At 65.0% G+C, this 25072-nt stretch carries 20 protein-coding genes; 14 read left to right on the forward strand and 6 right to left on the reverse strand.

Annotated features, from left to right (window positions below):
* The first annotated feature begins 1 nt into the window (after position 1).
* The 3 genes from ilvD to ABC728_RS14425 all read left to right on the forward strand — a co-directional run bounded on the left by ilvD (position 2) and on the right by ABC728_RS14425 (position 3095).
* Positions 2-1708, forward strand: a complete 1707-nt coding sequence (gene ilvD, locus ABC728_RS14415; protein ID WP_416619034.1) for a dihydroxy-acid dehydratase — start codon at positions 2-4, stop codon at positions 1706-1708.
* 99 nt (positions 1709-1807) lie between these two features.
* Positions 1808-2533, forward strand: a complete 726-nt coding sequence (locus ABC728_RS14420; RefSeq protein ID WP_445376579.1) for a GntR family transcriptional regulator — start codon at positions 1808-1810, stop codon at positions 2531-2533.
* Between the two features lie 70 nt (positions 2534-2603).
* Positions 2604-3095, forward strand: a complete 492-nt coding sequence (locus tag ABC728_RS14425) for a flavin reductase family protein (protein WP_416619036.1) — start codon at positions 2604-2606, stop codon at positions 3093-3095.
* Positions 3096-3297: 202 nt separating this feature from the next.
* Here the strand turns inward: ABC728_RS14425 and ABC728_RS14430 are convergent, their stop codons facing one another.
* The gene (locus ABC728_RS14430; protein ID WP_416619037.1) at positions 3298-4062 is read right to left on the reverse strand and encodes an SDR family NAD(P)-dependent oxidoreductase; all 765 of its coding nucleotides are present in this window, start codon (positions 4060-4062) and stop codon (positions 3298-3300) included.
* Positions 4063-4285: 223 nt separating this feature from the next.
* Here ABC728_RS14430 and hisD point away from each other — a divergent pair, with 223 nt between their 5' ends.
* The 4 genes from hisD to ABC728_RS14450 are packed head-to-tail and all read left to right on the forward strand — an operon-like array spanning position 4286 to position 8113.
* Complete coding sequence (gene hisD / locus ABC728_RS14435) at positions 4286-5572, forward strand: histidinol dehydrogenase (protein WP_416619038.1); 1287 nt, start codon at positions 4286-4288, stop codon at positions 5570-5572.
* A 10-nt stretch (positions 5573-5582) separates the two neighbouring features.
* A complete protein-coding gene (locus ABC728_RS14440; protein ID WP_416619039.1) occupies positions 5583-6617 on the forward strand; it encodes a LacI family DNA-binding transcriptional regulator in 1035 nt (344 codons plus the stop codon).
* A gap of 21 nt (positions 6618-6638) precedes the next feature.
* Positions 6639-7349, forward strand: coding sequence for an alpha/beta fold hydrolase (locus tag ABC728_RS14445; protein ID WP_416619040.1), 711 nt, complete (start codon positions 6639-6641; stop codon positions 7347-7349).
* On the forward strand, positions 7346-8113 hold the full coding sequence (locus ABC728_RS14450; protein WP_416619041.1) for an HpcH/HpaI aldolase family protein: 768 nt from the start codon (positions 7346-7348) through the stop codon (positions 8111-8113). Before ABC728_RS14445 ends, ABC728_RS14450 begins: the two co-directional genes overlap by 4 nt.
* 64 nt (positions 8114-8177) lie before the next feature.
* On the opposite strand, the gene ABC728_RS14455 is transcribed toward ABC728_RS14450, so the two are convergent.
* The 3 genes from ABC728_RS14455 to ABC728_RS14465 all read right to left on the reverse strand — a co-directional run bounded on the left by ABC728_RS14455 (position 8178) and on the right by ABC728_RS14465 (position 13027).
* Positions 8178-9155: a cupin domain-containing protein gene (locus ABC728_RS14455; RefSeq protein ID WP_416619042.1), complete on the reverse strand. Its 978-nt coding sequence runs from the start codon at positions 9153-9155 to the stop codon at positions 8178-8180.
* Between the two features lie 76 nt (positions 9156-9231).
* Positions 9232-11805 (reverse strand): TonB-dependent receptor, encoded by a 2574-nt coding sequence (locus tag ABC728_RS14460; protein WP_416619043.1) that lies wholly within the window; start codon positions 11803-11805, stop codon positions 9232-9234.
* Positions 11806-11983: 178 nt separating this feature from the next.
* Positions 11984-13027 carry a LacI family DNA-binding transcriptional regulator gene (locus tag ABC728_RS14465; protein ID WP_416619044.1) on the reverse strand — a complete coding sequence of 348 codons (1044 nt, stop codon included), beginning with the start codon at positions 13025-13027 and terminating at the stop codon, positions 11984-11986.
* A gap of 175 nt (positions 13028-13202) precedes the next feature.
* Between ABC728_RS14465 and ABC728_RS14470 the strand changes: the two genes are divergently transcribed.
* From ABC728_RS14470 to ABC728_RS14495, 6 genes are read left to right on the forward strand one after another with little or no spacing between them, the layout of a single operon-like run.
* Positions 13203-14357 (forward strand): ester cyclase, encoded by a 1155-nt coding sequence (locus ABC728_RS14470; RefSeq protein ID WP_445376580.1) that lies wholly within the window; start codon positions 13203-13205, stop codon positions 14355-14357.
* Between the two features lie 30 nt (positions 14358-14387).
* The gene (locus tag ABC728_RS14475) at positions 14388-15719 is read left to right on the forward strand and encodes an ABC transporter substrate-binding protein (RefSeq protein WP_416619046.1); all 1332 of its coding nucleotides are present in this window, start codon (positions 14388-14390) and stop codon (positions 15717-15719) included.
* A gap of 4 nt (positions 15720-15723) precedes the next feature.
* Entirely contained in the window at positions 15724-16623 is a 900-nt protein-coding gene (locus tag ABC728_RS14480; RefSeq protein WP_416619047.1) for a carbohydrate ABC transporter permease, read from the forward strand.
* The gene (locus ABC728_RS14485; RefSeq protein ID WP_416619048.1) at positions 16623-17471 is read left to right on the forward strand and encodes a carbohydrate ABC transporter permease; all 849 of its coding nucleotides are present in this window, start codon (positions 16623-16625) and stop codon (positions 17469-17471) included. The genes ABC728_RS14480 and ABC728_RS14485 overlap by 1 nt, the downstream gene beginning before the upstream one ends.
* A 28-nt stretch (positions 17472-17499) precedes the next feature.
* Positions 17500-18555 (forward strand): ABC transporter ATP-binding protein, encoded by a 1056-nt coding sequence (locus ABC728_RS14490; protein WP_416619049.1) that lies wholly within the window; start codon positions 17500-17502, stop codon positions 18553-18555.
* Between the two features lie 5 nt (positions 18556-18560).
* Positions 18561-19901 (forward strand): amidase, encoded by a 1341-nt coding sequence (locus ABC728_RS14495; protein ID WP_416619050.1) that lies wholly within the window; start codon positions 18561-18563, stop codon positions 19899-19901.
* A gap of 102 nt (positions 19902-20003) precedes the next feature.
* Here the strand turns inward: ABC728_RS14495 and ABC728_RS14500 are convergent, their stop codons facing one another.
* Positions 20004-21863 carry a family 43 glycosylhydrolase gene (locus ABC728_RS14500; RefSeq protein WP_416619051.1) on the reverse strand — a complete coding sequence of 620 codons (1860 nt, stop codon included), beginning with the start codon at positions 21861-21863 and terminating at the stop codon, positions 20004-20006.
* Positions 21864-22001: 138 nt separating this feature from the next.
* Between ABC728_RS14500 and ABC728_RS14505 the strand changes: the two genes are divergently transcribed.
* Positions 22002-22373 (forward strand): hypothetical protein, encoded by a 372-nt coding sequence (locus ABC728_RS14505; protein ID WP_416619052.1) that lies wholly within the window; start codon positions 22002-22004, stop codon positions 22371-22373.
* On the opposite strand, the gene ABC728_RS14510 is transcribed toward ABC728_RS14505, so the two are convergent.
* Complete coding sequence (locus ABC728_RS14510) at positions 22343-24967, reverse strand: TonB-dependent receptor (protein WP_445376581.1); 2625 nt, start codon at positions 24965-24967, stop codon at positions 22343-22345. The genes ABC728_RS14505 and ABC728_RS14510 overlap by 31 nt on opposite strands.
* Positions 24968-25072 lie beyond the last annotated feature (105 nt).

Below are 25072 nucleotides of genomic sequence, written 5' to 3' on the forward strand. Positions count from 1 at the left end.
CTTGGCCAAGCCGCCTTACCGCTCCGCCACCATCACCAGCGGCATCGTCCGAACGACGACACGCAGCTTCCTCTATGCCCTGGGCCAGGATGACGAGGATATCGCCCGGCCGCATATCGGCGTCATCCATACCGGCGGGGAGATGAGCCCCTGCAACCTGACCCTGCAGGCCCAGGCCCAGCATGCGAAGACGGGCATCCATGCCCATGGCGGCACGCCGCATGAATGCCCCGTCGTCTCGGTGTCCGACGGCCTGTCGGTGGCGCATTCCGGCATGCGCTTCTCCCTGATCTCCCGCGACCTGATCGCCGACAGCGTCGAGGCGACGGTGCGCGGCCATCAATGGGACGGGATTTTCGGCATCGGCGGCTGCGACAAGAACATTCCCGGCATCATCATGGGCATGGTCCGCTGCAACGTGCCCTCCGTCTTCCTCTATGGCGGGTCCGCCCTGCCCGGCCGCCGGCACGGGCGCGACGTCAACATCGTCGACACCTACGAGATGATCGGCAAGGTGCTGGCCGGGACGGAGCCCGTATCGGAACTGGAAGCCATGGCACGGGCCTGCCTGCCTGCCCCCGGTTCCTGCGCCGGCCAGTACACGGCCAACACCATGGGCATGGTGTCCGAAGCGCTGGGCCTGGCCCTGCCCGGTTCCTCCATGGTGCCTGCCATCTTCTCCGAACGCGCACCGCTGGCCCGGCGCGGTGCCCGCGCGCTGATGGCGGCCGTGACCGGCGACGGCCCCCTGCCCCGCGACATCGTCAACCGCCGGTCGGTCGAAAATGCCTGCGCCCTGGTGGCCGCCACGGGCGGATCGACCAACGCCGCCCTGCATCTGCCGGCCATCGCGCATGAAGCCGGCCTGTCCTTCACCATGGACGACGTGGCCGCGGTGTTCGCCCGCACGCCGCTGATCGCCGATCTGAAGCCCGGCGGCCGCTTCCTGGCGCTGGATGTCTTCCATGCCGGCGGCGCGCCGGTGATCCTGAAGGCGCTGCTGGCCGGCGGTTACCTGCATGGTGATTGCCTGACCATCACCGGCCGCACGATCGCAGAGGAACTGGAAGGCGCCCCCGCCCCCGACGGGCAGGTGGTGCGCGGTACGCAGGATGCCCTTGCCCCCACGGGCGGCGTGGCCGTGCTGAAGGGCAGCCTGGCGCCCCAGGGGGCCTTGCTGAAGGTCGCGGGGCTGACGACGCTGACCCATCGCGGCCCCGCCCGTGTGTTCGAGAATGAGGAGGAATGCCTGAAGGCCGTGAAATCCATGGCCTACCGGCCCGGCGACGTCATCATCATCCGCAACGAGGGTCCGCGCGGCGGCCCCGGCATGCGGGAGATGCTGGGCATCACCGCCCTGCTCTATGGCCAGGGCAACGGGGAGAAGGTGGCGCTGATCACCGACGGCCGCTTCTCCGGCGCCACACGGGGCCTGTGCATCGGCTATGTCTGCCCGGAAGCGGCGGATGGCGGGCCCATCGCCTTCATCCGCAATGGCGATATCGTCAGCATCGACGCCCGGCCAGGCGAGCAACGGCTGGATATCGAGTTGCCGTCGGCGGAACTGGCCGAACGCCGGTCCACCACACCTGCCAGACAGCGGCCCCGGCTGGGCGGATTGCTGGAGAAATACCGGGCCACGGTCGGCCCCGCCCATCTGGGCGCCGTCACCCATTCCGGCGCCGTGACCTGGAAACGTGATGAATGATGGCCGCCCTTGCCCGGGGCGCTGTGCCGCCGATTGAACGACCCGGCCCACGCGCTTATACAATCCCGGCGGGATCGCCCGCGCTGCCACGAGGAACAGATGATCGAACCGGGGACGGGCACGAGGGGCGAGGCCGTGGCAGCATGGATCCGCAAGCGCATCGTCAATGGCGAGTTCCCGCCCGACACGCATCTCCAGGAACAGGTCATCGGCAACCTGACCGGCACCTCGCGCACCCCGGTCCGCGAGGCGCTGAAGCTTTTGCAGCGCGAACAGCTCGTGATCTATTCCCCCAACCGCGGCTACGTCGTCCGTCGCTTCAGCCTGAAGGACATCCTGGATGCTTTCGAGGTTCGCGCCATGCTGGAAGGCATGGTCTGCCACATCGCCGCCGCCAAGGGCCTGGACGGGGAGACGCAGACGGCGCTGCTGGACAATGTCGCGGAAATGGGGCGGGTCGCCTTCAGCACGGTCTGGGGGGAAGGAGAAAGCCTGCGCTGCTTCGACCTGAATTTCCATTTCCACAGGCTGCTGATCGCCGCGGCCGACAACCAGATGCTGGCCGCTACCATTGCGCAGACCCAGCGCCTGCCGCTGATCTTCAATTCAGAGCGGCGGCTGCAGAACGTCTCGCGCGTCAGCCGCCTGTTCGAAAGCGGGGACATGCGCCGCTCTTGCCGGGACCACGAGGAGATTCTGGCCGCCATTCGCGCCCGCGACGCCGCCTCGGCCGAACGGCTGATGCGGGAACACATCCTGAAAAGCCGCGCGTCCATCGCCCAGAACTTCGCCCGCGCCTATCCGGAGAATGCCGGGGGATCCTGACGCGGCGGGGACTGGCAGCAGCATCCTTTCTTCAACCCATGCCGGCATGACCGGCTGCCGGGAACCCGCCATGACCCAAGACACTATCCCCGATCTGTTGAAGATGGCTCTTCGCCGGCTGGCGAAAGCGGTCGTCGTCATCACCGCCGCCCATGAAGGCACCCGCCATGCCATGTCGGCCACGGCGGTCAGCGAGATCAGCTTCGATCCCTGTTCGATGCTGATCTGTGTCAACAGGTCCGCCTCGCTGCACCCCGTGCTGGCGGCCGGTGCGCCGTTCGCCATCAACATCCTGCACCATGATCACGAACGCATCGCCCGGCTATGCGCCGGGCAGGCGAAGGGCGAGGCGCGTTTCGCCGAAGGGGACTGGCGCGAGGCCGCCCTGTCCGTCCCCCGCCTGGCCAGCGCGCAGGCCAGCATTGTCTGCCGCAACGTCAAGCAGGTGGAGCACGGCACGCACGGAATATTCATCGGTGACGTCGTGGAGGTGTTTACGGACGGCGAGCCCGACCCGTTGGTCTATGTCGACGGCCGCTATGCCCGCATTGCGCAGGGTTGATGCGGTCGCTCCTGTTCAGTACCGGCGCTAGGGGCAGCATGGCCGCTGACCACGATCAACGCCATGCTGGCTGCCAGCGGTTTTCCCTTGACTGGAAACCGCTGCGGCGGCGACCGCCGCCGCGCGGCAAATGCCGCGTGAAGCCAGGCCATGGCGACATGAATCCTGCGTCCGCGTCAGGGCACGGGCCTCAACGCAGCCATCATTGCGCTGTCCACCCCCCATCGACCAGGAGGGCCGCCCCCGTAACCAGGCTGGCGGCGGGGCTGGCCAGAAACAGCACGGCCTGCGCCACCTCGCTGCCCTGACCCAATCTGCCCAGGGGAATGCGGTTCAGCACGAAATCACGGAAGGCAGGATCGTTCAGCATGGGCGCCGTCATCGGCGTTTCGATGAAAGTCGGCCCGACGGAATTGACCCGGATCGCCGCCGGCGCCAGTTCCACGGCCATGGCCTTGTTCAGCCCCTCCAGCGCATGCTTGGTCATGCAATAGACAGTGCGGTTGGGGGAACCGACATGCCCCATCTGGGAAGAGACATGGACGATCGAGCCACCCCGGCCGCCGCGTCTGATCGCCCGCACTGCGGATTGTGCGACCAGGAAGGCCGTGCGCACATTCAGACCCAATAGATGGTCCAGGGTTTCCGGTGTCACGTCCGTGAAAGGCTGTGGCCGGTTGGCGCCGACATTGTTCACCAGGATGTCCAGCCGGTCCATTTCCTCCACCCGCGCCATGAAGGCCGGGTCGGTGGCATCCATCGCCCAGGGATCGATACCGCCCGCGGGCGCCGCAGCGGCCAGTTCGTCCAGATCGGCAGCCGTTCGCGCCACGGCCACCACCCGCGCACCGGCCGCCGCCAGCAGCAAGGCGCAGGCGCGGCCGATCCCTCGTCCGGCACCGGTGACCAGAGCGACCTGCCCTTCCAGGCGGTAGGCCGCCAGCGGATCCTGCGGAGGGATGGACATGCGTCACCTCACCTTGTGTATGCAAATGCACTATGTATGCGAATGCACTATGTATGCGAATGCAATCCAAAGCCGATATAGACGGCTTTCACTGCGGATTGAAAGTGAAAAAATTCGCTTATAAAGCCATTAATCCATATTGCATACGCATTCATTCCTTTATAGGCTCCACCCGATCCGTACCGGCGGCTGCCGGAAAACTGAACAGGAAGGGAGCAGGGTCATGGCGCGGTGGCTGAAGCAGGGCGCAGAGCCGGAGATGGTGGCGTCCGACGACGCCAAGGTGCGGGCGACGGTGGAAGGCATCCTGGCGGAGATCACCGCCGAGGGAGATGAAGCCGTCCGTCGCTATTCGCAGAAGTTCGACAATTGGGCGCCGGAGAATTTCCGGCTGAGCCGGGCGGAGATCGACGCCTGCTATGCCACCCTGTCGGAACAGACGATCGCCGATATCCGCTTCGCCCAGACCCAGATCCGCAATTTCGCCCAGGTGCAGCGCGACGCCTTGCGCGACGTGGAGGTGGAAACACTGCCCGGTATCGTGCTGGGCCACAGGAACCTGCCGGTGAACTCCGTCGGCTGCTATGTCCCCGGCGGCAAGTATCCGCTGGTGGCATCGGCGCATATGAGCGTGGTGACGGCCAAGGTAGCAGGCGTGAAGCGCGTCATCGCCTGCGCCCCGCCCTATCAGGGCAAGCCCAACCCGGCCATCGTCGTCGCCATGGACATGGCCGGCGCGGATGAAATCTACAGCTTCGGCGGCGTGCAGGCCATCGGCGCCATGGGGCTGGGCACGGCCAGCGTGGCCCCCGTGGACATGATCGTCGGCCCCGGCAACGCCTTTGTCGCGGAGGCCAAGCGCCAGCTTTTCGGCCGTATCGGCATCGACCTGCTGGCCGGGCCGACAGAAACCCTGGTCATCGCCGATGACAGCGTGGATGGGGAGCTTTGCGCCACCGACCTGCTGGGCCAGGCCGAACATGGCTATAACAGCCCGGCCGTGCTGCTGACCAATTCGGAGAAGCTGGCCCATGACACGTTGGCGGCCATCGAGCGGCAATTGCAGACCCTGCCCACCGCCGCCATCGCCGGCAAGGCCTGGGAGGTTTATGGCCAGGTGATCCTGGCTGCGGATGAGGCGGAGATGGTGGCCATCGCTGACGAGATCGCATCGGAGCATGTCCAGGTCATGACGCGCGACCCGGACTATTTCCTGGCCAACATGACCAATTATGGCGCCCTGTTCCTGGGGGCCATGACCAATGTTTCCTATGGCGACAAGGTGATCGGAACCAACCACACCCTTCCCACGCGCAAGGCGGCGCGCTACACCGGTGGTCTCTGGGTTGGTAAATTCATGAAGACCTGCACCTACCAGCGTGTCCTCACCCCGGCAGCATCGGCCTTGATCGGGGAATATTGCTCGCGCCTGTGCGCGTTGGAGGGCTTTGCCGGGCACAAGGCGCAGGCAGACATCAGGGTGGAACGATATGGCGGGAAGGCCGCCTAAGAACAGGGTCATGCAGCCGGTGGCGGAAACCTTGCCGGACATGGGCAACCGCCGCGCCACCTCCTATGACGTGGCGCGGATGGCCAATGTCAGCCAGAGTTCCGTCAGCCGGGCCTTCACATCCGGGGCCAGCATCTCCGAGGATGTCAGACAGCGGGTGCTGGAAGTGGCGGCGCAGTTGGGCTACCAGCCCAATGCCATCGCCCGCAGCCTGATCACCCGCCGGTCGGACCTGATCGGGCTGATGATCGGGCAGGCGACCAATTTGATCTACCCGGAGGTGCTGTTCGAACTGTCGCGGCGTATTTCGGCCTCCGGCTCCCGCGTGCTGCTGTTCGCGCTGGAAAGCGAGGCGGAGATCGGTGCTGCGATGGAGCAGCTCTGGCGCTATCAGGTGGACGGCGTCATCAGCGCCGCCCGACTGTCGGCCGAGCAGGTGGGAGAGTTCGCCACCCGTCGCGTACCCCTGGTGCTGTATAATCGCGTACTGCCCGACTGCGCCGTCACCGCCGTCAGCGTGGATCATGCCGACGGTGAAAGGCGGCTGGTGGATCGCCTGGTCAAGGCCGGCCATCGCCGTTTCGGCCTGATCAGCGGCCCCGCCGACAATGCCGTCAGCGTGGAACGCATGGAAAGCGCCCTGGCCCGGCTGCGCCAGCACGGGCTGGACCAGGTGGCCGCGGCACGCGGCGCCTATACCTATGAAAGCGGTGGAGAAGCATTCGGGCAGTTGGTGGAGATGCTGGCGGGACCGCCCGATGCCGTGATCTGCGCCAACGATGCCATGGCCATCGGGGCCGTGGATGCGGCCCGCCATCACTACAAGCTGTCGGTGCCGCAACAGGTGTCGATCGTCGGGTTCGACGGGGCCGGCACCGCCCGCTGGCTGTCCTATGACCTGACCACCATCCGCCAGCCTGTACGGCGCATGGCGGAAGCCGCCGTGCAGATGCTGATGGAGCGCATCGACACGCCGGACATGGAACCTGAAACCCGCCTCTATGCCGGGGAACTGATCCAGGGAGGGTCGGCCCGGCTGGGGTGAACATCCCGGAAGGAAAAGCCGATGACCATCCCGCCCCTGATCCTGCTGCCCGGCCTGCTGTGCGATGCGCGATTATGGGCCGGGCTGGCGTTGGAGATGAAGGGCATCGCGCATAGCGTCACGGCCGATCTGACACGGGATGACAATATCGATGCGATGGTCGACCGGGTGCTGGCCGATGCGCCGGAACGGTTCGCCCTGGCCGGCTATTCCATGGGCGGCATCGTCGCCCTGCATCTGGCCGCCCGCGCGCCGGAACGGGTCAGCCATCTGCTGATCCTGAACAGCACAGCCCGGCCCGACCCCGACCATCGCCGGGAGATCCGTGACCGGCAGGTGGGCGAAGCCCGCACCGGGAACCTGTCCCGCCTGCTGCGCGAAGAGATGCTGCCGTTCTATTTCGGGCCCGATTTTGTCCACCGCGCCGATCTGGCCGCCCTCGTGCTGTCCATGGGGGTGGAGATGGGCGCAGATATCTTCGCCCGGCAGATGCGCGCCCTGCGCGACCGGGCCGATGCCCGCCCGCTGCTGCCCGCCATAACCTGCCCCACCCTGGTCCTGGCGGCCGAACATGATGCGCTGTGCCCGGTGGACCGGCACGAGGAGATCGCCGCCGGTCTGCCCGACGCCCGGCTGGTGGTTACCGGCGGTGTCGGCCACATGGCCCCCCTGGAACGCCCCGAGGCGCTGGCCGCCGCAATCCGCCCCTTCCTGACCGGAGCCAATCCATGAGCGATGATGCTTTCCATGCACGCCTGAAAAGGGGCGACCTTCTGACCGGCTGCTTCTGCAAGATCCCGTCGATGCAGAATATCGAAGTGCTGGGCGGCAGCCCGCTGGATTGTCTGGTGCTGGACGCCGAACATGGACCGTTCGACCGCGCCAGCCTGGATCAGGCGCTGATGGTCCTGCGGGCCGTCGGCAAGCCCGCCATCGTGCGACCGCAGGCGGCCACACCGGAACATATCCTGTCAGCCCTGGACAGCGGGGCCGACGCCCTGCTGCTGCCCCATATCCGCAATGGGCGGGAAGCGGCCGACGCCGCCCGCTGGACAAGGTTCGGGCCGGGGGGGCGTGGCTTTGCCGGTCATACCAGATCGGCCGATCTGGGCCGTCGCCCCCTGCCCCTGCATTTCCAGCGGGCAACGGAAGCCGCCTGCGCCATCGCTCAGATCGAGGATGCCGAAGCCTTGGACCATCTGGACGAAATCGCCGGCACGCCGGGCATCGATGCCCTGTTCATCGGCCGCATCGACCTGACCATCTCGCTGGGTCTGCTGGACCCGAAGGCGCCGGAAGTGCTGGCAGCCTGCAACCATATCTGCGCGGCGGCGAAGAGGGCGGGTAAGCCGGTCGGACTGTTCACGCCCGACCTGACAGAACTGCCGCACTGGCGGTCTCTGGGTGCCAGCCTGTTCCTGCTGGGCTCCGACCAGGGGTTCCTGCAACAAGGGGCAGCCCGGCTGGCAACGGATGTCACGGCCGCCCTGCAATGACAAACGGGAAAGGGGTGCTGCCATGACGGCCGCACCCCTTTCCTTTTCATTCATGCGCCGGATATCAGGCCGCGAGAACCGGTAGCGGAGTGTCGCCGCCACGCACGGCCAGCAGGATGCAATCGTCCTGGCCCTGCTGGTGCAGGCTGTGCATCAGGCCCTTTGGCACGCTGAACGTGTCGCCCGGCCCCAGATGCAGTTCGCCGCCGTCCCAGCGCAAAGCCGCCGTCCCGGACATCACGAACAGCACCTCCACCTCCGCCCGTGCATGAAGGTCGGTGCCGTCGCCGGGCGTCAGGACCAGGCGGCGCAGGATGAAACCGTGCGGCCCGGACAGCGGAGCGTCCGGCCCGATCAGAGCCGCCTCCGGCATACCGGCACCGGCAACCTGAGGCACGGCACGGTCGGCACGCACGACACAGGTTTCCAGGGCGATGGTATCGATCCGGTCGAAGCTGGACAGGGCTTCCGCCGGCAGTGGCTGCACGGGTCGCATACCCGGTGGCACGGTGCGCCCGGCAGCCGTATCCACCAGCGCGCCATTTTCCAGCAGCACCAGCCCGTGACCGCGTGCGCGCTCGATCACGTCGGGTGCCCAGGTCACGCGGCCGGGATCGTCCCCGCCCAGTACGGCGAACAGGAACCCCGTGTCGGTCCCCACATTCTCGAAACCACGAAAGCAGTTGGTTGGAATGGAAATGACATCGCCCGGCTTCAGGATGATGGTGCTGTCCTTCTTGTCCACGCCCATGGTGAAGGCCCAGGTGCCGGAGAAGACGGCGAACACCTCCGCCGTTTCATGGCTGTGCTGTGAATTCACACAATGTGGCGGCTGCCGCGCACCACCGATATTGAAACCGTGCGGTTCGCCGATATGGACATGCTGGTCGGGGTTTTCGGCCACGCCCGGACCGATGATGGTGAAATTCTCCTTCCGGTTCGATCCCGGCGTGCGGGCATCGATGAAGGCCGTCGTGCAGGGGCGCAGGTCGGCATAGCGGACCAGGCGGGCGGACAGGGAGGCCGCATCGGGAATGGACATCAGGTTCGGGCCCTCCGGTGGGCCGTGTTGAGGAAGGAAACGGGGCGGCCAGCGGACCGCCCCATAAGGTTGGAGATCAGAAGCGGACGCTGCCCTTGAAACCCCACAGGCGCGGCGGAGCGTAGCTGGCCTGCAGGGCACCGGCGCCATAGACGTAGCGGTTGGCGACGGCCTTGTCGGTGACATTGTCCACGAAGGCCTGCAGGCGATACTGGTCGTTCACATCCCAGATCAGGCGCAGGTCGATCTTGGCGTAGCCCTTCTGGTAATCCATCGGGGAATTGAACGGCGTGCCGTAATAGCCATCGGAGAAGGTGACGGTGGCCAGCGGCGTCAACCGGCCCTCGCTCCCCACATCCATCCCGTATTTGGCGGTGACGGAGCCGGTCCAGCTCGGCTGGTGCGGGATTTCCTTGCCCGACAGGTCGCAGCCATAGGTGCCCGTCGTGCCTGCCACCAGGCCACAATCATAGCCAGGCGCGAAGATGCGGGTACCGTTGGGCAGCAACAGTGTCGTACCGAAGGAGAGCGGCGTATCGGGGAAGCGCGTATATTCCGCATCCATCAGCGACAGGGTGCCGGTCAGGCTGAAATCGGAAGTGACCTGCCATTGCAGTTCCGTCTCTAGGCCATAGGTGCGGGCGCGGGCGGCGTTGAACACACCGGAAATGGTGGAACCGCCCACCGGCACGGCGCGCTGTTCCTGCAGGTCGCTGTACCAGTTGTAATAGAAGGACAGGTTGAGCTGCAGGCGGTTATCCAGGAAGCGGTTCTTGGACCCGACCTCCAGCGCCTTGACCGTTTCCGGATCGAAGGTGGGGGCCAGACCCGCCGCCGCCTGACCGGAATTGAAGCCGCCGGAACGGAAGCCCGTGGAATAGGAAGCATAGAGCATGTGATCGTCGGCCACCTCGTAGTCGGCAGCCAGACGATAGGTGAATTCCTTGAAGTTCTTGGGATTGTATGAGGCCCCCGTCAGCACATTGGTGTTGTAGGGTGCGCAGGCGAAGCCGGGGGCCGCACCAGCGAAGGTGCAGTTGGTGGTGCCGCGCGTGCCGAACGAGCTGTCGGGAATACGGCGCAGCATGTCCAGTGTGATGGCACTGGTATCCGGCGTCTGCACGCCCGTCGGGCTGGTCAGCAGCGGCAGGATCAGGCTGGCATTGGCGAAGGCGAAATCCTTGCGGTCGCGGGTGTACCGGCCGCCGGCGGTCAGGTTCAGCCTCTCCATCACCTGATAGGAGGCCTGGGCGTAACCGGCCAGCGATTTGGTGGTCGCACGCTGTGCGTCATAGGTACCACCCGACGCCGGGGGCAGATTCAGCACACCGTTGGGCGTGTGAATGATGCGCGCGAATTGCTGGTTGATGAATGCGCCTTCCAGCTTGTCATGGAAATAATACAGGCCCGTGACCCATTTCAGCGGCCCGTCACCGTTGGACAAGGCCTGAATTTCCTGGCTGAAGGTCTTGGCGGCGGTCAGCGAGGCGTCGATGGCGACGGTATTGCCGGAAAAATCGCTGTCCGCCGTGCGCACCGCCTCGAAATCGACATAGCCGGTGATGGACTTCAGGGTTACCCCGTCCAGTTCATAGGCCAGATCCAGTGAGGTGGACCATTTCTCCAGATCCAGGAAGGTCTTGTAATCGGTGTCGATGCGATAGGGATCGTCGAACTTGTAGATAGGCACGCCCAGATCGACGCCGACACCGGCCGACGTCGTGCAATCGGCGATGCCGTCGCGGTTGCCGGGTCGGCCATTCACCAGTACGGGTGTTGCATTGAACAATGGCTGGCAGGTCTGGCCATAGACATAGGTGCCGCGCTGCTTGTAGCCGAAGGCCGAACCGCCGGCCCCACCCTGCTCATTGTAATCGGCCCGTGCCGTCAGGGTGAAATTCTCCGCCGGCTCCACCTTGAACGAGGTGCGCACATATTTGCTGTCATCATCGAACAGGTTGCTGCCGGCGGGATTGTCGTTCTTCACCCAACCATCGCTTTCATCGCGCAGGGCGGCCACGCGGAAGGCGGCGTTTTCGCCCAGCGGCACATTGATGAAGCCCTCGGTCTTGATCTTGCCATAGGAGCCAAGCGTCAGGTCGGCGCCCCCCTCCAGCACACCCAGTTCAGGCGCCTGCGTCGTCAGCACGATGTTGCCGCCGAACGTGTTGCGGCCATAGAGCGTGCCCTGGGGGCCGCGCTGCACTTCCAGCTGTGCGATATCCACGAAGCCGGCCATGGCCTGGCTGGAACGCGACTGGTAGATGCCATCGATGAAGAAGCCGATGGTGGTATCGCCATTGATGGCGACATTGTCGGTGCGCACGCCCCGCATCGACGGGCGGGCGTCGCTGCCCGACCGGGCGAAGCTGAAGCCCGGCACCGCCCCTTCGAGGCGTGAAATATCGGTCAGGCCACGCTCTTCCATGGCGGCGGCGGTGAATGCGCTTACCGACACGGGAACATCCTGCAGGTTCTCCGCCCGGCGTTGCGCCGTCACGATGATTTCCTCCAGCACAATGCCGGACGACGCGCCATCTTGGGACTGCGCCAGCACCGGAACCGCCGGTATCGTCAGCGCCAGACCCGAAAGGCCAGCCAGCCAACGGCTGCGCAGGGCGCGGCGGCTGGTCTGGATGGAAGCGTTCATCTGATTATACATCCCCGAAGTCCCCTCTGTTCGCCATTCGGCATTTATCACTGCGATGGCTTGAACGCTAATCTGAAATGACTGCGCATGCAATGATATTGCATCAAAATTCCGGAAGATTCTTGAATATACTCATTTTTCCTTTTAATATCATATATATAGTTCATGCATTCGCATGCTAACCAAGCCGTGCCGTGCGACCGGCCTGGAACTCCCCGAAGAAGAAGCGCTGCTCTGCCGGCAGGGTCGGGTCCTCAATCCGGGCCAGCAGCAGATCCACAGCGGCAGCCACCATCCGTTCCACAGGCTGGCGGGTGAAGGTAAGCTGGTAATTCAGCCCCTGGGCGGGATTGACCACGCCGAACCCGGTCACCGAAACCTTGTCCGGCACGCCAATCCCCTCCGCCCGCAGCCGGTCTATGCAGCCCAGCGCCACCGCGTCATTGACGCAGACCAGCGCGTCGGGCAGCCCGCCCATGGCCGCCTTCACCTGATCCAGCGCCGGCCCGGCACTGCTATAGACATAGGGCAGCCGGACAATGACGGGGTCATCGATGCCGGCGGCGGCCAGCCGCGTCACGGCACCGGCCACCGCCTCTTCCCCGATATAAGAGCTGGAAGGACCGGAAATGATCCCGAACCGCCGATGTCCGCCCGCCAGCAGCCGCCCGACCATGGAGCGCGCGCCCTCCCGGTAATTGCAGCAGATGGCGGATGCCTGCGCCTCCAGCACGCGGTTGAACAGCACCAGCGGAATGCCCCGTTCATCGAACCGTTCCGCCAGTTCGGCCGTAATGGCGGCCGTGGTCAGGGCCGCGTCGACACGGTGCGACAGGATACGGTCGGCGACATCGGCGATGGAACGGTCGGCGCCGGTGGTAAACAGCAGCACGTGATATCCCTGCTCGGCCAGCCGCTCGCTGACCTCATAAAGCAGTTCGGGATAAAGCAGGTTGGTCCGCGCCTCGATCAGCATGGCGACCAGATTGGACCGGCCGCTGGTCAGGCCGCGGGCCAGGATGTTGGGCTGGTACCCCAACTCCCGCGCCGCCGTCATCACCCGTTCACGCAACGGCGCCGACACTTTTCCGCCCGGCGTGAATGCGCGCGACACCGTTGCCTGGGAAACGCCGACAAAATTGGCCACATCCTGGGCCGTGACGGCACCCGCCGGCTTCTCGGCCGGGCGTGCCCGCTCCCCCCGCCCCTTTTCGCGTTCCATGATATCTCCCTTGGAAATTATGGCCTATTTCATCAATACGCCAATCAAGCCGCCCTTCCCAGCCCGCATCGGATCAGGCTTTCAAGTTTTTGAATTTTTCATTGCATACGCATTCACAGGCCTTTATCGTCCCTCTCCACGGCATGCGATGCCGACCCATCGACAGGAACGACCTATGGCGGACGGAGAAGAGGCAGTGGCCAAACCCGCAACCACGGCGCTGGCGCGCGGCATCCCGGGCGGGGCCACAGCCAGCGCCACGAACGGCGTGTCGCGGGTGCGGCACATCGATATCAACGAATTGCTGAGCCCGCGGACGGATCGGCGGCAATCGTTGAACGGCTATCAGGAATGCTATTCCGATATCGTCCATTATATCGCCTATTGCACTCATCGCATCTGGGCGGAGAAGGGCATCGGCCTGATCTATGATCATTACGATCCGGCCTGCCTGGTTCACACGCCCTACGGCACTTCCTCCGGGGTGGATGATGTGGTGGCCAGCACCTTGCAGATGATGCAGTCCTTCCCGGACCGTTCCTCCCGTCTGGTGAATGTGGCCTGGTGTGGCGATGACCGGAAGGGCTTCTACACCTCGCATCTGGGCCAGAGCCGGATGACCAATCTGGGTCCGTCCGCCTATGGCCCGGCCACGGGCCGCAAGGTCAGCATCCGCCATATTGCCGATTGTGAATCGGTGGCCAACCGCATCACCCGGGAATGGCTGGTGCGGGACAACGGCGCCCTGGTCCGCCAGATCGGCCTGGACCCGCATGAGGTGGCCAGGAAGATGGCGGCAGCGGAGGTGGCCCGCGGCAGCGATCCCGTTCGCCATGGCCTGACGGAGCGCGAGCCCGGCCAGCGCCTGCCCACCTCCCGTTATCTGCCGGCTACCAGCGTGTCGGCGGAAGAACGGCTGCGTGTTATGTTCCATGAGATCTGGAATGCCCGCCGCCTGGACCGGCTGAAGGAATTCTATGCCCCCAACGCCTATGTCCATACGGCCCCCGGTCGGGACATCCAGGGGCTGAACGGCATCACCTGGCAGATCATCCGCCTGTTGGCCACCATGCCCAACGCTTCGATCAGCTTCGACCATTTCTGCGACGTGCAGGAAACCGACGGCTATATCGCGGCGGTGCGCTGGACACTGAACGGTACCCATTCCGGCAACGGCATGTTCGGCTCGCCCAGCGGCAACCCGATCTCCATCCTGGGCATGAGCCATTTCCGTTTCGAGGGCGATCTGATCGTGCAGGAATGGACGGTTTGGGATGAAATCTCCGTGCTGATGCAGGTGCATGCCCCCGTCAACGCGCTGGGCGTGTAACCGGCCGGGCCCGTGGGGGAGGAGGATGGGATGGTGGGGACAAAAGAGGGCCCGAGCCGGCGCAGCCTGCTGGCCGGCGGGCTGGCGGCGGGAATGCTGGCCGCCCTGCCCCGGCGGGGCCGCGCGCTGGCCGGGTCACGGATCAGCGTGATGGTCGTGGCGGCGTCACAGTTCCGGGGATTGGAACTGCGCACGCCGGAATTCACGCGCACCACGGGCATCGAGGTGGAGTATCTCACCACCCCGTTCCGTAACCTGCAGCAGAAGGTGTCGGCCGTCGGCGTCGCCCATGACGGCACGGTGGATATCGTCACCTACATGGATGCCTGGGGACCGGCCAATGCCTATTGGTATGCCGATCTGACGGAGATGATGACCCGCGACGGTCTGGGGCTGGATCGCTATCCGGCGGCCTTCCATCCCGCCTGCCGTGATGGCGACCGGATCACCGGCCTGCCCGTCCGTGGTGCGGCGCAGACCTTCTATTACCGCCGCGACCTGTTCGACCGGCACGGACTGCCGGCCCCCGCCACCTGGGCCGACGTGGTCCAGGCCGGCAAGGTTCTGGCACAGGCCGAACCCGGCGTGGCGCCGCTGAACCTGTATTACGGCAATGATGGCAGCCAGCAGAACCTGTTCGTGTGGCTGTCCCTGATCTGGAGTGCCGGCGGCGACCTGTTCGCCCCCAACGGCACGCCCCTGCTGACCAGCGGCGTGGTCGCCGAAGCCACACGTTTCTATATCGACCTGCATCGCCGCCACACCATCACCAACCGGGGCGCCGTATCGTTCGTGGAGAAGGATGCCGCCATCTCCTTCGCCCAGGGCAAGGCGGCGATGTCGCCGCTCTGGTCCTGGAATATCGGACAGTTCATGGACCGGTCACGGTCGGTCCTGACACCGGACCAGATCGGTTTCACCAATATGCCGGCGGCCACGGCGGGACGGCCCCCGGTCGCCTATGCCAATGTCTTCCCCATGTCGATCAACCGTTACTCCCGGCACAAGGAAGCGGCCTGGACCTATCTGAAATGGCTGGCCGACCCGGACCTGGAACGACGCAACGCCATGGAAAAGCAGGTTTCAGGGCAGGCGCTGGACAATAACATCGTCGTGCAGCGCGCCAACCTGGCCGATCCCGCCATCAGCGCCGCCAATGGCGGCACGCTGGCGCTGGCCGCGCAGGCGCTGGAGACGGGCCGCGTCTGTCCACAGACAGCCGATTGGCCGGAGATCGGCGAGACGCTGTCCAACATGATCACGCGCGCCGCCAACGGCAATGATATCGACCGGCTGCTGGAGCGGGCGCAGCGGGATGTAACCGCCACGCTGCGCCGCGGCGGCCTGGACATCGACGGGTGACGCCATGGGCTGGATCGAAAAGAAACTGAAATATCTGCTGGTGGCGCCGGCCCTGACCATCGTCATGGCCCTGGCCGCCTTTCCGCTGCTGCAATCGCTGATGGGCAGCCTGTTCGTCTGGCGCCTGAACCGGGCGCCGGGACCGACCAAATTCATCGGGCTGGCGCATTATGAACGCGCGCTGACCGACCCGCTATTCTGGAACTCGGCCATGGTCACGGGCCTGTTCACGCTGTCCAGCGTGATCCTGACCACGGCCTTGTCGCTGGCCTTCGCCATGGCCCTGTCAGTGCCGGGCCGGTCCACCAGGCTGATGCGCGTGCTGCTGATCCTGCCTTTCGCCATGAGCCCGGCATTGATCGGCATGTCCTTCCGCTACATGTTCAACGCCGATTTCGGCGTGGTGCCGGCGCTGCTGGGCCTGGTCTGGGAACCACTGGCACATGTGGATTGGCTGGCTGATCCGGTCGCCGCCCTTGTCGTGGTCATCCTGTGCGATGCCTGGGGCTGGTTCCCGTTCATGACCATGATGATCATGGGCGGGCTGCGCACCGTCCCGCGGGAGGCGCAGGAGGCGGCGCGCGTCGATGGCGCCACGCCGTGGCAGGTGTTCCGCGACGTCACCCTGCCCTGTCTGAAGCCGGTGCTGCTGGTCGCCATGGTGCTGAAGACCATCTTTTGCCTGAAGATGTTCGATCAGGTCTTTCTGCTGACCAATGGCGGCCCCAGCCATGCCACCCAGACCTTGAGCCATTACATCTATACCCAGAGCATGCGCTTCTATGACCTGGGCTATGGATCCGCCCTATCCTGGCTGCTGGTCCTGCCGATGGCGGCTCTGGTCTTCTTCTACACGCGGCAGATCCTGCTGCAATCCTCCGCCCGCCAACGGGATGCACGCTGATGGCCACGATCACCCGTCCCAACCCGGCAGCACGGCGCCCGCAGGCGACCCCGCTGCTGCGCGGCCTGTTCCTGTCCTTCATGGCCTTCGCCATCCTGTTGCCGGTCATCTGGATCGCGTCCGGCGCCTTCAAGCAGCTGGTCGACATTTTCCAGCTCCGCATCCTGTTCACGCCGACGCTGGATAATTTCGGCGCCATCGCCGATGCGCCCTTCCTGGCTTATCACAAGATGGCCAACAGCCTGATCGTGGCGCTGTGGGCCGTGATCATCACCATTCCGCTGGCCCTCCTGGCCGCCTACAGCCTGTCGCGATACCGGCTGCCGGGCGAGCGGCTGATATTGTTCGCGCTCCTGTCGACGCAGTTCCTGCCCTCGGTGGTCGTGGTGCTGCCCTTTTTCCTGCTGTTCCGCGATTTGGGCCTGCTCGACACCAGGACGGCGCTGGTCGCCATCAAGGTGGCCATGATGATGCCGTTCGCAGTCTGGATGCTGAAGGGTTTCATCGACGGCATTCCCATCGAGATCGAGGAGTCCGCCCGCGTGGATGGGGCCGCATCGCTGCGCGTCATCCGCGACATGGTGGTGCCCATGGCCCTGCCCGGCATCATCACCACGGCCATTTTCTGCTTCATCATGGCCTGGAACGAGTTCCTGTTCGCCCTGATCCTGACCTCGCGCGATGCGGTGACGCTGCCCATCGCGCTGTCCATGCTGACCACCGACGAGGGGGACTTCTGGCACTTCCTGTCAGCCGCCGGCCTGCTGGTCATGCTGCCGATGATCGGGCTTGCCCTTCTGATCCAGAAACATTTCACCGGCGGGTCCACCGCAGGTTCGTCACGCTGATCCGGCCGACCCGGCAGAGGAGAAACACATGGCCACCGTCCATCTGGACAATATCGCCAAGAGCTGGGGCGCGGTCACGGCTGTCAGCCCGCTGTCGCTGGACATTGCCGACGGTGAATTCCTTGTCTTGCTGGGCCCATCCGGCTGCGGCAAGACCACGACCATGCGAATGATCGCCGGGTTGGACGAACCGACCGGCGGCACCATCCGCATTGATGGCCGCGACGTCACCCATCTGGAGCCGCGCGACCGCGACGTGGCCATGGTCTTTCAGAATTACGGGCTCTATCCGCATATGACGGTGGCGGAGAATATCGGCTATCCGCTGAAGCTGGCCGGTGTTCCCAAGGCGGAACGCGCCCGGCGCGTGGCGGAAGCCGCCGAGCGGGTGGAACTGACCCCCTATCTGGAACGCCGCCCCGCTGCCATGTCGGGGGGGCAGCGCCAGCGCGTGGCCCTGGCCCGCGCCATTGTGCGCCAGGCCAAACTGTTTCTGATGGACGAACCCCTGTCGAACCTGGATGCCAAACTGCGTGGCACCATGCGCTCCACGTTACGCGCCCTGCAGCGCGACCTGGGCATCACCACCATTTATGTCACCCATGATCAGGTCGAGGCCATGACCATGGCCGACCGGGTGGTGGTGATGGAGAAGGGCCGTATCCAGCAGATCGGCACACCGGCCGATGTCTATCATCGCCCGGCCAACCTGTTCGTGGCGGGTTTCCTGGGGGCGCCGCCCATGAACTTCATTAATGGCCAACTGTCCGGCGGCGTGTTCACGGCGCCCGGTATGGTCGTGCCTGCCGACAGCAACATGACGCGACCCGCCATTCTGGGCGTGCGGCCGGAAGCCATCCGGCTGACCGGGCCCGCCGCCTCAATGGCGCAGGGCCGGGTCCGCGCCGTGGAATTCCTGGGCGATGCATCGCTGCTGCTCATCGACCGGCAGGATGGCGGCACCCTGACCGCTCGTGTGGCGGTCGCCGACGCACCGGTCGTGGGCGCGCCGGTCGGGTTGGACTTCACTACAACGCGGCTGTTCGCTCCGGCGGCCGATGGCGGCCAGGCGCTGGATGATTGACCGCCATGGCCGTCATCGACCCGCATTGGCTGGATATTGGCGGCATCCAGGCCGCGTATCGCCAGGGAACATTGACGCCGTTGCGGCTGGTGGAAGCGCTGATCGACCGGATCGATCGCGTTGACCCGCTGCTGAACAGCATCGTGCATCTGGATCGCCGGCAGGTGCTGGAAGATGCCAGAGCCGCCACGGCGGAACTGAAGGCCGGGCGGCCGATGGGACCGCTGCATGGCGTGCCCATCGGCATCAAGGATATCATCGATGTCGCAGGCCAGCCAACCACCTGCCATTCCCGTTTCATGCTGGGCAATATCGCCCGGCATGATGCCGCGCTTGTTTCGCGACTGCGGATGGCGGGCGCCATTATCATGGGCAAGCTGGCGACCCACGAATTCGCCATCGGCGGCCCCAGCTTCGATCTGCCCTTCCCGCCCGCCCGCAATCCCTGGAACCGCCATCACCACCCCGGCGGGTCAAGCAGCGGGTCGGGCGTAGCGGTAGCCGCCGGCCTGATGCCCGCCGCCATCGGAACCGATACGGCGGGATCGATCCGCAATCCGGCCAGCGGCTGCGGCATTGTCGGACTGAAGCCCGCTTACGGCGCCGTGCCGCTGGACGGCGTGTTCCCGCTGGCCCCCAGCCTCGACCATGCCGGCCCCATGACCCGCAACGTGGCCGACGCGCTCCTGCTGCTCTCCGTCCTGTCCGGCGATCCTGTACCCCCATTGCCGTCGGTCCAGGGGTTACGCATCGGTTTCATCCGCCACTTCCATGAACGCGACATTCCGGCGACACCAGAGGTGGCGGCAGCACTGGAGAATGTCGCACATCGCCTGTCGGCGGAAGGCTGCATCGTCACCGGGATCAACGTTCCGGCACTGACCCGGTTCGCGGCCGCCAATCTGACGATCATGCAGGCCGAAGCCGCCGCAATCCATGCCGACCGCCTGCGTAACGCACCCGGAATTTTCGCCGCCCGCACCCGCGCCGCCCTGTTGCCGGGCCTGGGCATAGAGGCCGGCCGACTGGACGCGGCGCGTGTGGAGAAGGCAGTGCTGACCGATGCACTGACGGAGGCTGCCGCGGCCTGCGATGTGGTGATGACAGCCAGCAGCATGGATGTCCCGGCCCGGTTCGACGACGACGACGCGATTACCCGGGGATACGGCCTGCAGGCCCGAACCGTCTTCAATCTGACAGGTTGGCCAGCCATCGTCCTGCCTGCCGGCCTATCCCATACGGGGCTGCCCTTGTCGGTACAGTTCGCCGCGGCCAAGGGGCGAGAGGCATGCCTGTTTGCTGTCGCCAAATGCCTCGATCGCCTCAGCAGCTCACCCCCGATTTGATACTATTTTGCACGAGCGGCGCAACGGCGGGGCATTGAAATTGTACCGCCCCTGATCTGGCGCCCTGAGGATGTCCAGTTTCCGGAGTGCGGGCAAGGATCATCAGGGATGATCCGCCATGATCCGTCCTTCATCCAACCGGAGAGGCACCAGGCCGAACCGTTTGCGATAGGGGGCGGTGACATCGTTGCCGAACATGGTGGTCCACCATTGGCCGCCCCGGTCCTGGAACAAGGTGCCATGTCCGGCATGGGGCGCCCCCACCTGTCGCTTGCTGTAGGGCCCCAGCACCGAGCGGGCCGCGCCATACATCATGTCGTAGGTGCCATGGGTGCGCAGCGGGCCGTTCCATTCGGCACCCGTGATGAAATAGGTGTCGCCCAGCCGGATCAGGCCATTGCCTTCATAGCCCACCTTCTCCCCGTCGGTATCGAGCAGTCGGACCGGCGGTTCTTCGAACCCATCCCGCCGGGCATTCAGCCGGCCCAGATGGCCACCGCCCCATAACAGGTAGAGATTGTCCCCATCCTCGAAGATGAAACCGTCGATGCCGGTCACAAGATTGGCTTTGGCGACATTCCGATAGGGTCCCTCGGCCCGGCCGGAGAGGCTGCGGTAAAGCCAGGTCCGCCCACCCACGTCGCGTTCCATCATGGAGAAGGCGAGATAGAAGGTACGGTCCCGTGCCACCCATTTGATTTCCGGTGCCCAGAGGGCAGCCAGATTGCGGAAGGTGACGCCAAGCCCGTCACGATCGAAGCGGAGGCTGGTTTGCGTCCATTCCCGCAGGTCGTCGGACCGCCATAGCGCCAGGACACCGTCGGCCTCCCGGTTGCGGCTGGTGGTGCCCACCAGATAATAGGTCCCGTCCGCCGCCATCGTCACGGAAGGATCGCGGATCGCGGTTTCCGGCAGGGCCGGCCTGGCATGGGCCACGGGGCTGTTCTCCGTCAGCACCGATGCCGCCGGCCGCAACCGGCCGCCCTCCGTCCGGTCCAACGGGACCAGGCCGACCTGCTCGCATATATGGGCCAGATGATCGGCACATTGCGGATTGTAACTGGCGAACAGGCGCCCATCCGCGTCGCGCAGGACCGAAATGCGGCCAGCATGGGGGACCGCCAGGAAACGCCGGCTGAAGGGGCCATAGGGTGTCGGACCCGTGGCCATGAACACGTCCTCCGTCGGGGCCCGCATGCGGCCCGTCACCTCGCTGGCCACGACGACATAGCGGTCGCCGTCCCTGAACATCGTCGCCCCCTTTTCACCGATCCGTGACCGGACGGGCCAGTCCTGCCCCTCCGGCAACTGGCCAAACAGGGACGGATCGGGTTTCAGGAAGCGGGGGGGCTCCGCCAGTGCCTGTAGATCTGGGGTCAGGCGGGCAATCATGCCGCCCTCCCACAACAGATAGGCGGCATCATCGTCGATAAACAGCGACGGATGTGTCGCATTCTCCACCAGGCAGGGGCTTTCCTGATAAGGTGCCGTCGGTTCGGCAACCCGCCCCACGGCGATGCGGGCACAGCCATCCTGGTCCTGGAAGGTCAGGTACAGCCGATTCCCCCGGATTGCGACCTCCGGCGACAGCAGCCGGCGTCCCTGCGCATGGACGGCCCCCAGTGCCCGCCACTGCTTGGCATCAGCTGACACCCACAGACGGAAACCGTCTTTGGGACCGTCCCGCTGGGGTGTGCCGGTCAGGAACAGGGTGCCGTCAACGGCGCGGGCCAATGAGGCGTCCTGAAGCGCACGCTCGCGGAAGATCGCCTGCACCGGCCTGGCATCGGCGGTGGGCAGGGTCGTGGCATTGCGGTCCATCGACGGGTGGTCCAGGAAGATGTCATCCACAACCTTGTGCTGGGCCGGTGAGGGCGGCGTGGCCAGCAGGCACCCCACCAGACAAAGGATGTGGGCCGGGCGGTTGCCCGTTTCACGGTTCCGGCGTGCGGCGAAAAACATGCAGATTCCCCGGGCAACGGTCATAATAAATATGATATATATGATGATGAAATGGCTCCTTGCCGTCAAGCCATGCTGTCATGGCGCGATGGCAAGGATGAGAGGCTGCACGGCCCCTGCCATTCAGGAAACGGGGGAATGATGAACATCTTGAAGGATCATGCGCGTGGCGATCTGGGGCGACGTGCCTTTCTGAAATCGCTGCTGGCTTCCACGGTGCCGCTTGCCGCTGGGGTGGCGTTCGCGCCGCCGGCGAACAGTGGCGGCGGCAGGGTCACATCCAGGACCCCGAACATCATTCTCAATCGCCGGCGCCAACATTCGTTGGCTCGGGCGCGCCGCACGAGCGGTGCTGTGGCAGTCGCCGCCGGACCAACTTGCGATGCGTTCTACTCATCGCAAGTTGGTACAACCTGGAAAGAACACGCCCTGGATGATGGCTGCGATGCCATCATCCAGGGCGGGAACACAAGGCCTCGTCAGAGGCGGAACCGCATGCCGACGCGATAGACGCTTTCCAGGAACCGGGTCTGCCACGGATAGGACTGGCCCTGGGCGTTGAAGGTGCGGCGGTTCTGGGTCGGGGTGTGCAGGATGTTGGTGGCGTTGAAGGAAAGGGTGATGTCCTCCACCGGGCTGAAGGTGGCGGAGAAATCCAGTGTGCCGCGCCCATTCTCCTTAACCGGCAGGGTCGGCCCCAGCACATTGGCCCCCAGGGCCGGATCCTGGACCTGGCCATAGCTGACGACATAGCTGGACCGGTAATTGTAGGAAACCCGCAGCGACAGCGGACGGGTGTCATAGAATACCGACATGTTCAGGACATGGTCGGAGACGCCGGCAATCGGCTGCTTGCCGGGCAGGGTCGCCGCCAGCCCCGGTGCCAGTTCGGACGCATGGTCAAGATAGGTATAATTGACCATGCCGCCGACATTCTCCAGCCAGTTGGGCAGCCATGGCGCCCTCAGGAAGGTTCGCGCACCAGCCTCGATCCCCTGGATCCGGCCCTCACCGCCATTTTCCGGACGGTTGACGTTCAGGCGGTTGAACTCGGGGTCGCGCACTTCGGTGGTGAAGTTGGAAATGAACCCCGTGATATCCTTGCGGAAGACGCCGACCGTGATGGCGCCGGAGCGGCTGAAATAATATTCCAGGGATGCGTCGTAGTTGGTCGCCTTGACCGGGTTCAAGTCGGGGTTGCCGCCCGAGGCGGAACGAACGCAGTCCGGATGATTGGGGCCGTTTTCCGGCACGGCGGGATCGGCGATGCAGACCGGCGGCGGCAGGTTGATCGTCAGCGACGGATCAAGCGCGCCGAAACCCGGCTTGGTGCGGGTTTTGGTGAACGCGGTGCGGAATTGCAGTTCCGGCGTCATCCGCAGGCGGGCGCTGACATTGGGCAGAAAGTCGTTATAGGCGTTCTTGCGCGTGACCGGCTGGACCACGACAACCTGTCCGCCGGGCCCCTGTTCGGTGGAACGCGCGGTGCCGGTGACAGCGTTCTCGGTTCGCACCGCGCGCAATCCCACCAGACCGTCGATCGGCATGCCGGCGATCTCGTAATCATACCGGGCCTGGAGATAGGCCGTGTATGATTGCTCCTCCCCTTCATAGATCGCGTCGCCCCAGGCCGGGCGCCCGGCAGGAACATTCACCAGTGCGCGAAGATCGTCCGCATGTGCGGTCAGGCTTCCGGTTGTCGGGGTCAGGAAGGTACGGATCGATGTGGCATCATCCCCGCGGAAGCCAGGCGGCACCATGGAGTATTCCAGCGGCAGCAGCGGATAGAACTGTCCGGCGGGCGCGGTGCCGTTGCGGGAGAAATTATAGGCTTCGTTTTCCTGTGTATTGTAGCGGATGCCGACCTGAAGATTGCTGATCCACGGGCTGGAAAGCGCATAATCGGCATCCATCCGGGCCTGGACACTACGCCCGTGCGTGCGGTCTCCGGTCTCCGCCAGCCCGGTAAGGCGATAATTGTTGGGGTCGGTCAGGTCGAAATTCGTGAAGGTGACCGTGCCGCCGCCGACACCGGCATCCGTGTCGAAATCAAACGACCGGTTGGGCTGTGACCGCAAGGTGTAATTGGCGCGGAAATTCGTCGTGGTGAAGGTGGAGTCCGTAAACGCGACATCGCCGGTAAGCCGCAGGTCATCGCCATGCCAGATGAAGCCGCTGCCGGTCTGGTAGGTATCGGTCTTTCCGTCGACCACACCCTGCCCGCCGCTGGGCGTGGCGCCGGCGGTGGCCGTGAAGCTCTTGACCAGATTGCTGTCGGGGAAGAGGACGATATCGGTGAGGTTGGCGAGATCGCCCGTGCCGACATTCAGATTACGGCCGCCACCCTTGCTGCGGTATCCCTGGAACAGACCATCGATATAGAATTCAAGGTCGGTGCGGGGACGCCACTGGAAGACGGTCGCGGCATTGGGACGCCAGCGCTTGGCCGTCACATAGTCGATATTGACGAAGGTAGGATAGCGGATCGGATCGGCCGTCGGGGTCAGGCGGCGGTTGGAAATGGTCTGGCTGACAGCGCGGGAGGAATCGATGAATTTCGTGTCGGCATAGGCGCCTTCCACCAGGAAGCCCATGTCGCCGATACCGGTCTCCCATCGTTTGCTCACCAGCAGATTGGCGTCGATGCCATTCTGCCGGGCCTGGTACCAGTGCAGGTGGCTGATGCCGCCGGCGACGCGGTCCTCCTTGAAATCCAGGGGCCGGCGGGAGCGGACATCCACGAGGCCGGCCAGCCCGGCCTCCTGCAGATTGGCGCTGGCGGACTTATATACATCAAGTCTGGCGATGCTGTTGGAAGGGAAATCCTGCAACTGCACGAAACGGCCGCCGGCCGTGAACATCTCACGGCCATTATATGTCGTGGCCAGATCGGGAAGGCCGCGGATGCGGACCCCCTGGGCGGCACCGTTGTTGCGCTCCACCTGGACGCCCGTGATACGGGCCAGGGATTCCGACGCGGTCACGTCAGGGAGCTTGCCGATATCCTCGGCCACCACCAACTCGATGATCTGATCGGATTGACGCTTCAATGCCTGCGCGGATTCCAGGCTCTCGCGGATGCCGGAAACGACGATTTCTTCCATGACCGCGGTCTGTCCGGTGGCGCTGGGGCTTGAGCTCCCGGCGTTCTGTGCCAAGGCGGGCGTGACCGCCATCAGCCCCAGAAGCGAAGTGGTTGCGGCCAACCG

The sequence above is a fragment of the Niveispirillum fermenti genome (assembly GCF_052474395.1).